This is a genomic window from Flavobacterium terrisoli (assembly GCF_030167905.1).
In the GTDB taxonomy this organism is placed as follows: domain Bacteria; phylum Bacteroidota; class Bacteroidia; order Flavobacteriales; family Flavobacteriaceae; genus Flavobacterium; species Flavobacterium terrisoli.
Genome location: NZ_JARGNA010000004.1, coordinates 18,389 through 32,791, shown reverse-complemented (window position 1 = coordinate 32,791; position 14,403 = coordinate 18,389). Strand labels below are relative to the sequence as shown.

Here is a 14,403-nt window from a genome sequence, read left to right as displayed (position 1 = left end):
TAATAATAAAAAACAACTTAAAAACTAGTAGGTTTACAGATATCACAGGGTAAATTCAATGATTAATTGGGCAATCATCGAAATATAAAAAACTGCTTTGTATAGTTAATGTATAGTTTACTGAAGAATAAAGCGCTGTGGCTATATCGAAAGTATATACTCAACAAGTCCTGTTTCATGCGGCAGGTCCATTTTTTTGCGCAAACGATATCTTTTAATCTCTACACTACGAACAGAAATGTTCAATAATGGTGCAATTTCCTTAGAGGATAAATTCAATCTTAAGTAAGCACAAAGCCTTAAATCATTTGGGGTTAATGTAGTATGTGCCTGCTTTACTTTCTTCAAGAAGTCTTTATCGGCATTATCAAATGCCTCTTTGAAGACATTCCATGTATCTTCCTCATCAATATTCTTATTGATTGTTGTAATCACCGATTTAACACTTCTATTTCCTTCTTCTGAGGTTTTCTTTAAATCTTCTTTGATTAGCGATAACAATTCATTCTTCTTGATTAAATTCATTGTCGATACAGCCAATTCCTTGCTTTTGCTGTCCACATCCTTAGTCAACTGCTCATTTCTCACTTTCATCAATTGCTGCTCGTTCTCCAACTCTTTTATCTCTAACAGAAGATTGTTTTCTTCAATCAGTTTCTCACGTTGTCTTTGATAATAATCCTTGTATTTCTTATTGATAAAATAAGCCAGATAAATTGAAAGCGCCAGATAGAACAATATGGCTAAGTTAGAAGTGTACCAAGGTTTTGAAATGGTAAACTCATAAACCGCAACGTTTTCAGGAGCTGAGTTGGCAATCTTCGCCCTTACTTTGAAAGTATAGGTTCCGGGAGATAAGTTTTTGAAGTTAACCGAAGATTTTGCACTCCATTCACTCCATTCATCCTGTAAGCCTTCGAGCAAATATTGGTATTCGGCATTGATGTATTTGTTGTATTCCGGCACGGTATAGCTCAACGTAAGGTTATTGTCGTCATAGGCAAATTCCCCTTTTTCGGCGATGAAGGTATTGACCAGACTTTTATTCAATTTGTTACTGGTCACAGCCGTAATGGAAACACTGTAGTTTTTAAAACTCAAATCATCGATATTCAACGTATAGTAACCATCTGTTGTTCCAATCAGGTAAATCGAATCGGATATCTGATTGATATTCTCATAGCCCAACATTGAGTTTCTGAGAGAAGCCGGAATCGGAATAATGCTCTTTTTAAGCTGGGAACTTAATTTTCCCGAAGAAAAATAATTGATGTAATTCTTAGTGAATATCCATATTTTATTGGACCTGTCGACAATTAACTTTCCTGAGGTATATTCGTCATTTTCAAAAGTTTTGCTTAGCAATGAATCTTTGACAAAGGTTTTTGTTTTTGGATCCAAGCGAAGAATTCCCTCCTTAAAGGCATAATAAATGGTCCCGTTATACTCAATCAAACTGGCATTTTTCCCTTTAGTCGGATTGGTATAGGTAAATAACTTTTCGGCCTTGTCAAGCGTGGCATTGGCATGAAATCTGAAAACACCTTTGTATTCATGACTGATATAAAAATTCAAATCGGGTGTAACTTCAAAATACTTTGACGAATAATCAAAACCCTTGAGTTTGTTTTTATAAACCCATTGGCCGTTTTCTTTTTTCAATACTGAAATACCAAAGTAATTCCCTTGAAACAAAACATCTTTTCTACCTGGCATCGGTTCGAATTTCCAGGTTCCAGATTGGTAAAAAATATTTTGTGCCGAACCGTCTTTAATGATAAAAGTTCCGGAATCATGTCCGCAAAAAAGTGTTCCATCAAACTTAAACAAAGACCAAACCTGGCCTTTGGTACCGGGAACAAACTTGAACAATTCATTGGTTTGAAAAGATTTATAAAACAATCCCTGATTCGTACCGATATACAGCTTGTCATTGTAAACAATAGAACAATAAACCGTTCCCAATATTCCGGTATCATCAGAAAAACTCTTAATTGGAGATTGCAGATTGATGCAATTGATACCATTGTCTAAACCAATCCATAGGTTTTTATCATTGTCTTCAAAAAGCGAAAGTGCTGTATTATTGCTCAAGCCTTTATTCTGTGTAATGTGGAATCTTAGGTTCTTTTCTCTTGACAGTATAAAAATACCATTGGAAACTGTACCCAAAACATAACCGCCATCTGATAACTTTTGACAGCTGTAAACGCTGCTGGCCTTAAGATCTGCATCTACATTAGTTAGAGACGCTTTTATCGAACCATTAACCAACTCGAAGAAACCATTGCTTTGTGTCAACAACAAAAGACCGCTGTTGCTCTTAAATACGCCAACAATTTTATTTTTTGAAACAATAGGATCATTTGAAATAAGTTTACTCTTACCGTTTTCGATTTCGAATAACCCTCCGGAAAATGTTTGATAATATAAACCTGTGTCTGTTTTAAATGCTTTTAATATGTTACTTTCAGGCGTAATAATAGTGAACTTATCCTGCTTGGTATCGTAAACAAAAATTCTGTCTAAAGATTGAAAAAGAACCCATTGATCAAAGTTTAGAATGGTCCAAAACTGCTCATCATCCAGGATTTTATTTTTTATATTCTTACTCAAAGAATAATATTTCAACTGGCCACTCTTTTGTCTTTTCCAATAGCCAAATTCCATATAACAACCCGTATAAACTTTATCATCAATAACTTTAACAGAGCGTATAATTGTCTCATTTGGAGAAGGATAAAGATTCCAATTTGAACCATTAAACTCAAGTAATCCTTCGTTGTTCGCAAAAAACATAAAGTGCTTGTTATCCTGAGAAATCATCCAGTTTTGATTACCCGCTGCATAAACAGAAGGTGAATATTTTACAATAGGAGGCAATTCCTGAGAGAAACCAAGGAATGTAATAAAGAAAAACAGAAATGATATCTTGCTGGTTAAGTGGTATTTTGGCATCGTGGTTTTTGACTAATTATAAAAAAATAAATAGAATTGATAGCGGATTTAGTAAAGTAAAAAAAAGCACGTTCATCGGAGAACGTGCTTTTTGTTGAAAATAATTAACTTACTCTTTAACTAATCTAGATGAAGTAACTTTTCCTTCAATAGTTGCTTTTACAATATAAACACCGCTTTGTAAATTAGCGACATCTAAAGTTACCAACTCGCTATTTGGCGTTTTTACAACAACTTCCTGACCCAAAACATTGTAAATAGAAACTTTTTCAATGTTCAAGTCTGACTCAATATTTAAAACATTTGTAGCCGGGTTAGGGTAAAATTTAACGTTAGAAGCTATAAAATCAGGTGTTCCTAAAGTATTTTTATGTAAATATAAATTGTCATAGTAAACTATTCCCAAATCAGAAGTAATCACGAATTGCACTACATCGTTTCTGGCAGCACCATTGATAGGTGTAAAACTATCTAGAGGAATATCTACAGAAATCCAAGTTCCCGGATTTGGATTGGTCAAAAAGTTTGAGTTATTGATAGAATAATCTATAGCATTGGCTTCTCCTGCTCCGCCATTCCAGTTTGAAAATTTAACATTAAAACTTTTATCAAGTGTTGGAGTTTCTGTCCAAATATCCATATGGAAATGAGTAAAAGTCGTAGCATCAAATCTACCAGCTAAAAAAGTTACTCCTTCACATCCTAAGTTGGTTACTTTGTGCGTATCGTTGCCTGCAATTTGCACCAATGTAGTATTACCACCACACCATGAATTGTTATAAGTATTATCATCTCCTGTGTAGCCAATAACAGAGATAGGTGTGTATGCATTACTAAATATTGATTTTACATCAGCAGCTGGTCTGGCCGGTGGTGTTGGTGCCGCAGTAGCCGGTTCTGCCGGTGGCGTAATTGAAGCTGCTTCACTGGTGATATTGTCTACATAAACTGTGAAATTTCCAGGAGGATTGAAACCATCATTGGTCGCTTTCCAGTTTGGAAAAAATACAATTTTTTGATAATTCCCGTTAGCAACACCAGTACCATCTAATGATTGTGTAAAGGTGAATGTTAAGGTTTGCCATGTATTTGGCGTTGTATAGGACTGTGAAGCCGCAGAAATAGGGCCTGTACCTGATTCAACTTTCCCCAACATTGTAAAGGCTTGTGTAGCATATACATCAACAGAAACCGTTTTATCGGTTGTCAATTTTAAGAATGTAGTTTGCTGAATAACCTCTGCTCCCTGCCAAGGATTTCCGGTAGACTGACTAACCAATTTCAGATTATTAAGTCTTGTACCACCCGGAGCCGGATCAACATCAATGCTCGCACTGGCCAAACCTTCAAAACCATTGAAGACATACGAAGCCGGTGTCTCAAAATTTTGAACCACTACCTGCTGGGCATTCCCTAATGCGGAGATTATTAAGATAAATAATAAAGTAATTTTTTTCATAATATTTGTTTTTAAGTTCATTTCAAATTTATCATAACTTACCGATATTGATTATTTGCCTTACTATATAAAAACTATACAACTACAAATCTTTCTCAATCGTTTGAAATATGAGGTATTAAAGGTAATTATAGTGAATTAAAAAGACAATGATAAAACTGTTAAAAAAACAAAATGTTGTGGTCATGTTGTGGTGAATTTAATTAAAAGAAGAATTTACTCAACAATAAAATAGTTATTTTTTTAAAAAATTAACGCTAAAAAAACATTTCCAATAAAAATAGAACATTTTTTTTATCATTTTAAAACCTATAAAAGTGTCTATCTCACATAAATTCCTGAATAAGTTTGTTACCAAATCGCATCGGAAATGATTAACTTTGCGGACATTCCCTTTTTTGCTATGAAAAGTACAGAAATTGCTACGCTAGAACCTAAAAAAAACATCCTGATTAAAGGCGCACAGATTCATAATCTAAAAAATCTGGACGTTGCAATACCGCGTAATGAATTAGTCGTAATCACTGGTTTGTCAGGCTCCGGAAAATCAAGTTTGGCCTTTGACACACTTTATGCTGAAGGACAACGCCGTTATGTAGAAAGCCTATCTTCTTATGCGCGTCAGTTTTTAGGCAGATTAGACAAGCCTAAAGTGGAATACATCAAAGGAATTGCACCTGCAATTGCGATTGAGCAAAAAGTAAACACAACCAATGCCCGATCAACCGTTGGAACTTCTACCGAAATCTATGATTACTTAAAACTGCTTTTTGCCCGAATCGGAAAGACCTTTTCACCGATTTCAGGTAACGAAGTCAAGAAAGATACGGTTTCAGATGTAGTCAATGCAGTAAAACAATTTGATTTAGACAGTAAATGGTTACTCCTTTCCCCTATCCATCTGGAAGAAGGCAGACAATTGGAAGACAAGCTAAAAGTATTGCTCCAACAAGGTTTTGCCCGTATTTTGGTTAGTAATGAAATGGTGCGTTTGGATGAAATTGACCAACATTCGTTAGACAATAAAGACATTCTTTTAATCATTGACAGAATCGTAGTAAAGGACGAAGAGGATTTCTATAACCGCTTGGCTGATGCTATTCAGACAGCATTCTTCGAAGGCAAAGGCGTTTGTTATCTTCAGGAATTGGACACCAAAAAACGTCTGGAATTTAGTGCCAATTTTGAACTCGATGGCATTACATTTTTAGAACCCAACATACATTTATTCAGCTTCAACAATCCTTATGGTGCGTGTCCAACCTGTGAAGGTTATGGCAACATTATTGGAATAGATGAAGAATTAGTAGTTCCGAATACTTCGCTTTCGGTTTATGAGAATACTATTTTCCCTTGGCGTGGCGAAAGTATGAGCTGGTACCGAGACCAATTGGTCAACAATGCCTATAAATTTGATTTCCCAATACACAAACCTTATTTTGAGTTAACTGATGAACAGAAAGATCTAATCTGGAAAGGCAACAGTTATTTTACAGGTTTGGATGATTTCTTCAGAGAACTCGAAGAGAAAAATTATAAAATCCAAAATCGCGTGATGTTATCGCGTTATCGCGGCAAAACAAAATGCAGCACCTGTAAAGGGAAAAGATTGCGCAAAGAAGCCAATTATATCACCGTTGGCGGTAAAACCATTTCTGAATTGGTGGATATGTCTATTAAGCGCTTAATTCCATTCTTTACAGAACTTGCACTCTCTGAATATGATGCCAAAGTAGCCAAAAGACTTTTGATAGAAATCAACAACCGGTTGGCTTTCCTGAGCGATGTTGGTTTGGATTATCTGACGTTAAACAGAAATTCAGCCACACTTTCGGGTGGAGAATCCCAGCGTATTAACCTGGCAACTTCATTGGGAAGCAGTTTAGTAGGTTCGATGTATATTTTGGACGAACCGAGTATTGGTTTACATCCAAAAGATACAGAGCGCTTAATCAAAGTATTGAAAAACCTACGTGATTTAGGCAATACGGTTATCGTTGTTGAACATGACGAAGATATTATGAAAGCAGCCGACAGAATTATCGATATTGGTCCGGAAGCCGGAACTTTTGGTGGTGAATTGGTTGCTGAAGGCACTTTTGATGAAATCCTAAAGGCTGATTCTCTTACCGCAAAATATTTAAACGGAGAACTGGAAATTGCTGTGCCAAAAAAACGCAGAAAGTCGAATAACTTTATCGAAATAAAAGGTGCAAGAGAAAACAACCTGCAAAACGTTGATGTTGCTTTTCCTTTGGAAAGTTTAACCGTAATCACCGGTGTTTCCGGTAGCGGAAAAAGTACATTGGTCAAAAAAATATTGTTTCCGGCTATGCAAAAGAAACTGGAAGGCATTGGAGACAAAGCCGGACAGTTCAGTGAATTAACCGGTAGCTTTTCGCATATCAAGCACATTGAATATGTGGACCAAAATCCTATCGGAAGAAGTTCACGTTCCAATCCGGTGACTTATATCAAAGCTTATGACGATATTCGTGATTTGTATGCCAAAGAAAAATTGTCGAAAGTACGTGGCTATCAGGCGAAGCATTTCTCTTTTAATGTTGACGGCGGACGTTGCGAAACCTGTAAAGGCGAAGGTTCCATCAATGTGGAAATGGTCTTTATGGCCGATGTGTCGTTGCCTTGCGATACTTGTGGCGGAAAACGCTTCAAAAAAGAAGTTTTGGAAGTAACTTTTGAAGGCAAAAACATTGATGACATCCTAACAATGACCATCGACGATTCGATTGCTTTCTTTGCCGAACACAAACAAAACAAAATTATACAGAAATTGCAACCATTACAGGATGTTGGTTTGGGTTATGTACAATTGGGCCAATCATCGTCAACGCTTTCCGGTGGTGAAGCACAGCGCATCAAATTGGCTTCGTTTTTAGTCAAAGGCATGACCAAGGAAAAAGCGTTGTTTGTCTTTGACGAACCTACAACAGGTCTGCATTTCCACGATATCAAAAAATTATTGGCTTCTTTCGATGCCTTAATCGAAAAAGGACATTCCATCATCGTGATTGAACACAATCTGGATTTGATTAAGTGTGCCGACTGGATTATTGATTTGGGACCGGAAGGCGGTGAAAATGGCGGTCAACTGCTCGCTGTTGGAACTCCTGAAGAGATTATAAAGAACAAAAAATCAATTACCGCTGAGTATCTGAAAGATAAACTATAAAAAAAGCCTTCCGATTGGAAGGCTTTTTTTATTCTATTATAATTTTCTTAGTAATGCGATTGGTTGTTGTTTCCAAAACACCTAAATAAACACCCGAACTTAATTTACTCACATCTATGGATTCAATTAAAGTGGCATGCGTAAAAGGCTCACTCAAAATCGTTTTACCATGAATGTCCATTATCGAAAATGTATAATCGGTATCGGTTAGATTTCCTTTGTTTATACTCAAAAAGTTCTTGGTAGGATTTGGAAAAAAACTAACTTGATTTTCTTCGTTAAACGAATTGTTTTCTAATGTACCTACGACGGCAACGGCAAAATGCATCGTCGCTCCTATTGCGGCCTTGCAAACATTAAAACAATACTCCTGATCCATATTGGCCAAGTTATCCGTTGGCGTATGCGGATGGGATGAAATATTGGTTTCATAAAAACCGGTGATGACTTCGCCATTGTTTTCAAAAGGAATATAATCGGTCGCGTCGGCAAAATTAATCCAGGTATTTAAGGGTGAATATAAAGCGACACAAGCCGCCAATTCATTCGTAACAGTAACTGATGCTGCATTATTGGACGTTGGAGACGATTCATCAACATCACAGGTGATAGTGTCATTAGTTTCTCCGGCAACACCACCAACTTCATCAATATTAAACACCACACGGATGTCCATTTTAGGTGTTGTTCCATTGACAACAGACGTAACATAATGCTGGCTTCCTCTCAAGCCATCTTCTTCACCACTGAAATTGATAAATTTTATGGAATACTCAGTTGGAATATTTTGCAACAAACGGGCAATTTCCAATATAATAGCTGTTCCGCTCCCGTTGTCATTGGTTCCGGTTCCGGAAATGGTATCATAATGTCCACAAACAATCACATAAGTGTTGGGATAAAGCGTACCAACTTTGGTCAGCACAAGATTTTTACAAGTAAAGCCGGAATACGAATAAGAATCTTCCACCATTTGAGAAGCGGTATAACCATAGCTCAAGTATTGGCTTTTTAACCATTCCAGAGTATTTTGCAATGGGGCTGTTCCTCTTCGTTTGACTCCTAAATTTTGGAATTCTGTCAGTCTGGCTGTAATATTGGCCTGAGTGGTTTGATTGACCACGGCTGCATAACCCGGAATAAATTCTTGTGAATAAGCTGCAGTCAAAGACAAAAAGAATAGTGCTATAAGTCCCAATCGGTTTTTCATTGTAATTAGTTTTAAATTGGGAAAATTATTCAACAACTATTTTCTTGGTGATTCTCTTTCCTGCTGTTTCCAACACGGCAAGATACATACCTTTGGTTAATCCACTTACTGAGATTGGCTCAATTAAGCTGGCGTTTTCCACTTGCTTATTCAAAACCACTTTTCCTTGTAAATCAATCATTGAAAAGGAATAATGTGTATCGGTTAAAGTCCCTAAATTAATATTCAAAACATCCTTGGCCGGACTTGGATAAAAGCTTACTTGATTATCATTATTAAAATCACTAGAGGCAAGAGTAGTTGATGCGATTGCAAAATGAAGCATGGCACCTGTCGCGGCTTTGGCTACATTATAAACATATTCCGGATCCATATTGACTAATAAGTCATTGGCTGTATGGCGATGCGGCGTTTGGTTTTTTTCAAAAAAACCGGTGATAATTTCATTGTTTTCCTCAAATGGCATATAATCCGAAGCATAGGCATAAGACAAAAAAGTATTCAACGGTGAATAAAGCTCAACACAATTGATTAACTCGTTTGTAAAGGTATTTGAAGCAGCATTGTTGGATGTTGGGCTGCCGGTATCTCTTTCACAGGTAACCGTATCGTTTACCATCGTAGATCTTCCTCCAACTTCGTCAATATTAAAAACCAAACGGATGTCCATTTTTGGCGAAGTCGCATTCACCACTGAAGAAACAAAATTTTGGCTTCCAACCAATCCGTCTTCTTCGCCACTGAAATTGATGAATTTTATCGAATATTCTGTTGGGATATTTTGGAGTAAGCGTGCCACTTCAAAAATAGTAACTACGCCGCTTCCATTGTCATTTGTTCCTGTACCGGTAATGGTATCATAATGTCCGCAGATGATAACAAAAGTGTTGGGATGCACTGTTCCCACTTTGGTTACCACTAAATTTTTACAAGTTGAATTACCATTGGTAAAGCTATATTCCTGCATTTGCGCTGCGGTATAACCATAAGACAAATATTCCGCTTTGAGCCAATTGAGTGTATTTTGCAAAGGTGCCGTTCCTTTTCGTTTGACTCCCAAGGCTTCAAATTCGGTTAAATTATTCAGCACGTTAGCTTCCGACACTTGGTCAACAATAGTTCCATAATAAGGAATATAAGTCTGACTGTATCCTTCAGCCAATAGAAACAAAGCACATAATGAAAATAGCAGGTTTTTCATTGATATTTTAATAAAATTATGATGTTTAGTTTGCAAATTCGTCAGCAAATGTACTAAAATTTTAAACATTTTTATAGCATGGTAAATTAAAATTCAAGCTGTGACGTTAATATAAATGCTTATCAATCTGGCCATTAGTTCTTCTTAATCAAACCTTAAGAATTTAGTTACGGGTTTTGGCACGTGGATTGAAATATACCAAACAACAGCAACAATTACTGTTCGAAGAAGCTGAAAATCGCAAGAGTAAGCAAAACTCAAATTGTATTGATTATGAAAAAAATTACACTTTTAGTAGCTACCGTTTTACTGGTTGGAAACGTAGTGAATGCAACAGAAGTAAGAACGAGATATAGCTTTGATGAGCCAATCTCATTTGTGGAAAGAGGCATTGAGTTTTTTGTTTTTCCAAATGGAGACTTTGATTTTAATACCCGTCCACAAGACAGTGAAGGTGATTATTTTTACCGAACTGCCGGAAAAAGAGGAGCAAAAACTATAGCCGCAAGAAGACCGGTAAACTATGGCACCCGAATTGAGCATGATAGTTTTGGTAGAGTAAGACGTGTAGGTAATACTTTTATCAACTACGACAGCCGAGACAGAGTAAGCCGAATTGGAACGGTTTACATGAGATACAACAGATATGCTTTAACACAAATTGGTGGAATGCAAATTGTATACAACCGTAGAGGTGATATTGTAGAAATGTTTGGAAGTGTCAAAGGAGGCAGAAATCAAGGTTTTGTATATCATAGCAACTATGATTATGATTATGCCGGAAACAGTCAAGGAAATGATGACGATGATGATTATTACTACTACAAACAAGATGGCACAAAAGCCAAGATTGAAGATAAAAAATAAAAGTTAGTTGTTTTGGTTAGGTTTTGATGAAGAAAACCCCGCAAAGTTTACACGATGCGGGGTTTTTGATATATAACTAAATTCAAATACAATTAATGCCCCCCGCTTATTTTTTTGTCAAAGTCAATTCCCTGACTTTTTAATATTCCGGTAACTTTCCAGGCATAGAAAGCCAAATAAGCAAAACAAAGCACTCCAACAATGTAACTGGCATGAATGGTTGTAACATCGGCTACATAACCTTGTAACCAACTCACAATTCCACCACCCATAATCATCATGATTAAGAAGCTACTTCCCTGACTCGTATGTTTTCCTAAACCGCTAATGGCTAAAGTAAAGATACAAGGCCAAAGTGTACTACAGAATAAACCAACGCTGGTAAACGCATAAACACTCACCATACCGTCTGTTGCCATCCCGACTAATAAAGCCGCAATACCTAAAACAGAGAAAATCAATAACATTCTCGCTGGGTTTCCTTTGCTCGCCATATCCGCAGCAATCAATACCAAAATGATTAAGGCATACACATAAAACGGTGTCAAATCGTGATTCATGAATTTATTTACCGCCAGGAAAACTCCAAAAGCCAAATAAGGCGCAATGAAACGCAATATCTTTTGGGTGCTCATATTATCAGTGAAAGCTTCAACTGCTCCGGTCCAACGGCCAATCATCAAACTCGCCCAATACAATGAAATAAACGGTGCGATATCTTTGGTCAAAAAGCCTAAGTTTTTTTCCATGTAAGCCGGTAGATTACTTGCCGTTGATACTTCTACTCCAACATAAACAAAGATACCAATCATACCCAAAATCAATTGGGGATATTTCAAAGCCGAACTTCTCACATTGTTGTCTTCGCCTTCCACTTCAACTACCGCAGCAGGTTTATCGGGAATGGAAGAGAATTTCAATAAGACCGCCACTAATAAGAAAGCAGCACCAAGAACCAAATAAGGTGTTTTTACACTTTCAATGCTCATTTCAGTATTTCCTGAAGTAGCCGAACCAAAGATGGCAAAGCTTACAATCAGTGGTCCAATCGTCGTTCCAAGGTTATTGATTCCTCCGGCCATGGTCAAACGCTGTGAACCGGTAGTTATTGGTCCAAGCGCAATCGCCAATGGATTCGCCACCGTTTGCTGCAAGGAAAAGCCAAGCGCAACAATGAATAATCCGGAAAGCATTAAGGGAAACGAACCTGTATTTGCCGCAGGATAAAACAATAAAGTCCCTAAGGCTGAAATGACAAGACCTAGTGCTAGGGAATTTTTATACCCAATTCTGTTAATCAAATCGCCTTTGGTCAGATAAGAAATAATCATATAAATAATAGAACCTACGGTGTATGCCACGTAAAATGCCACTGAAACCAACTGGCTTTCACCTTGGGTTAAGTCAAATGCTTTTTTGAAAACGGGAATTAAGATATCGTTACTCGCGGCAACAAATCCCCAGAAGAAAAATACGGTGACTAGTGGAATAAACTGTGCCCAATTGGTCTTTAGATTTTGTGTACTCATAAATTATTGTTTTTGGTTTGGTTGTTAATAGTTACTGTTTGTGTAAAAATAAAGTCGATAAATTATCATATCCACAAATTAACGAGGAGTTGATTGGATAAATATACATTTATAAGTAAAACACTAATGATAGCCGTAAAATTAGTTATTAACGAAATCGTTTTCTTAAAGTCATTTTTGCGGATTTTTCAAAAAATTACAACGTTTGCGCTTGTTGATAACTGAAAACTAATCCGCTTTTTTGATTTCGCTTTTGGGCCCGATGCCATTATTGTTGAAAGCTTCGATTTGGAAATAGTAAACATCCGATTTATCCAAACCGTTAAAGTAGTATTCGGTTTTGCCATACACCATAATCGATCCGTATAATTTATCCGGCGATTTACCAAAGTAAATCACATAACCGTCCGCATTTTGTTCTTGTTGCCATTTGAACCACACATTTCTGCGCTCGCCTTTTACTTTTGGTCCGGAACGCAAAGGCACAAATCCTTTGACTTCACCGGGTTTTTCTCCGCTTCCTTTCCCAAAAACCCTAAAACCACTAATCGCAAATTTACCCGTTGGCATGCTGATATTCTCCAGTTTTAAATAACGTGCCGATGCCGGCGATTGCAATTCGATATACTCATGCGGCACATCTTTGGTGCTTTTGCTTTTGTCAATCAGGACTTTCCAACTTTTACCGTCGTTGGACGTATAGATGATGTATTTGTGACCAGTTGTCGTTTCGGGTTTGCCCATAATCTCAGCATCCTGATCACCATAGTTGATTTGAATGGCATTGATGGTACTCTTTTCGCCCAAATCAGAAATCAGGTATTCGCCTTTATTGGCCGTTTTGGCTGACCAATAGGTTTTGATGTCTTCATCCACCGAAAGATTCGCCTGAAAGCCACCAAGCGTTGAGGAAACCTGAACGGGCTTGTTGTAATTCAACAGCATCCAACCGGCAAAGCTTTCGCTCAAATGACCTTTATTTTCCGCAGGCAAAAACGTTGGATAATCACCATACGCCGTATTCGAATACAAAATATCGTCCTTATCAAATCCGGCTGGCCAAATCCCCAAACGGCGTTCGAAATTGTTTTTCACACAAACGCCAATCGTAGAAATATGCCAATACTGATTGTTGGCATCGGTAAAAGTCGCGCCATGTCCGGCACCGCGGGCAAATCCTCCGGGTTTATACGAAAACGGATTGTGGGATTGGTATTCAAATGGTCCAAGTGGATTGTTGCCTACGTAAACGCCATCGGCATAACCACTGAATTCGGTTCCCGGCGCACCGTATTGCAGATAATATTTACCGTTGTGTTTGGTCATAAAGGCACCTTCGGTAAACGGCTGTAGAAAAGTATTGTCGTTGTGTTCGCCAAAGCGCTCCCAACCGTGTTCGTCATCATTTAATGCTAAAACCGGAATGCGTTCACCTTCAGGCTGGAAAGTTTTGCGGTTGAGTTTCATGCCATACAACGGATACAAATTACTCGAACCGTAATATTCATAGACTTCGTCTTTTTCTTTGTCCCAAAAAATCTGCGGATCCCAAGCGGCCGCTTCCGATTTGTGGATCAGTTCCTTCCACTCGCCTTTTGCCGGATTCGTGCTCATCCAAAGCGGAAATTCTTTGCCATGAGTTGAACCAACAACCAGCAAAGTATCATTGACAAAAGACAACGATGGTGCGCACAATTCGTCATAGACTTTGTGTTCGGGGCGAAGGAACTTCTTGGAAATAAACTTCCAATCCGATAGGTCTTTGCTGTGCCAATAACCCCATTGATTGGTGGAAAAAAGATAATATTCTCCTTTGAAGAAAGTGATTACCGGATCGGCTGTTGCTCTGTGTTTCCCTTGTGTAACAAAATTAGGAATCGGGCAATAACCATAATCAATATTAATCGGATTGCAATACGTTTTTTGTTGGGCGATTCCAAAATTAGAACACAATAACAGGAACAATAAGGCAATCCGATGTTTCAT

8 protein-coding genes are annotated in these 14,403 nt (G+C 37.5%); 2 read left to right on the top strand and 6 right to left on the bottom strand.

Features of this window, described 5'->3' with window-relative positions:
- Positions 1-141: 141 nt before the first annotated feature.
- Positions 142-2,958, bottom strand: coding sequence for a triple tyrosine motif-containing protein (locus P1K33_RS05975; RefSeq protein WP_284651995.1), 2,817 nt, complete (start codon positions 2,956-2,958; stop codon positions 142-144).
- 109 nt (positions 2,959-3,067) lie between these two features.
- On the bottom strand, positions 3,068-4,417 hold the full coding sequence (locus P1K33_RS05970) for a T9SS type A sorting domain-containing protein (RefSeq protein ID WP_284651994.1): 1,350 nt from the start codon (positions 4,415-4,417) through the stop codon (positions 3,068-3,070).
- Positions 4,418-4,820: 403 nt separating this feature from the next.
- Between P1K33_RS05970 and uvrA the strand changes: the two genes are divergently transcribed.
- Entirely contained in the window at positions 4,821-7,610 is a 2,790-nt protein-coding gene (uvrA, locus tag P1K33_RS05965; RefSeq protein ID WP_284652298.1) for an excinuclease ABC subunit UvrA, read from the top strand.
- A 28-nt stretch (positions 7,611-7,638) separates the two neighbouring features.
- Here the strand turns inward: uvrA and P1K33_RS05960 are convergent, their stop codons facing one another.
- Both P1K33_RS05960 and P1K33_RS05955 read right to left on the bottom strand, forming a co-directional pair.
- Positions 7,639-8,820: a M28 family peptidase gene (locus P1K33_RS05960; RefSeq protein WP_284651993.1), complete on the bottom strand. Its 1,182-nt coding sequence runs from the start codon at positions 8,818-8,820 to the stop codon at positions 7,639-7,641.
- A gap of 25 nt (positions 8,821-8,845) precedes the next feature.
- On the bottom strand, positions 8,846-10,021 hold the full coding sequence (locus tag P1K33_RS05955; protein ID WP_284651992.1) for a M28 family peptidase: 1,176 nt from the start codon (positions 10,019-10,021) through the stop codon (positions 8,846-8,848).
- 273 nt (positions 10,022-10,294) lie between these two features.
- Between P1K33_RS05955 and P1K33_RS05950 the strand changes: the two genes are divergently transcribed.
- A complete protein-coding gene (locus P1K33_RS05950; RefSeq protein ID WP_284651991.1) occupies positions 10,295-10,888 on the top strand; it encodes a hypothetical protein in 594 nt (197 codons plus the stop codon).
- A 92-nt stretch (positions 10,889-10,980) separates the two neighbouring features.
- On the opposite strand, the gene P1K33_RS05945 is transcribed toward P1K33_RS05950, so the two are convergent.
- Together P1K33_RS05945 and P1K33_RS05940 are read right to left on the bottom strand one after the other, a co-directional pair.
- Complete coding sequence (locus P1K33_RS05945) at positions 10,981-12,417, bottom strand: MFS transporter (protein WP_284651990.1); 1,437 nt, start codon at positions 12,415-12,417, stop codon at positions 10,981-10,983.
- A 228-nt stretch (positions 12,418-12,645) separates the two neighbouring features.
- Complete coding sequence (locus P1K33_RS05940) at positions 12,646-14,403, bottom strand: family 43 glycosylhydrolase (RefSeq protein ID WP_284651989.1); 1,758 nt, start codon at positions 14,401-14,403, stop codon at positions 12,646-12,648.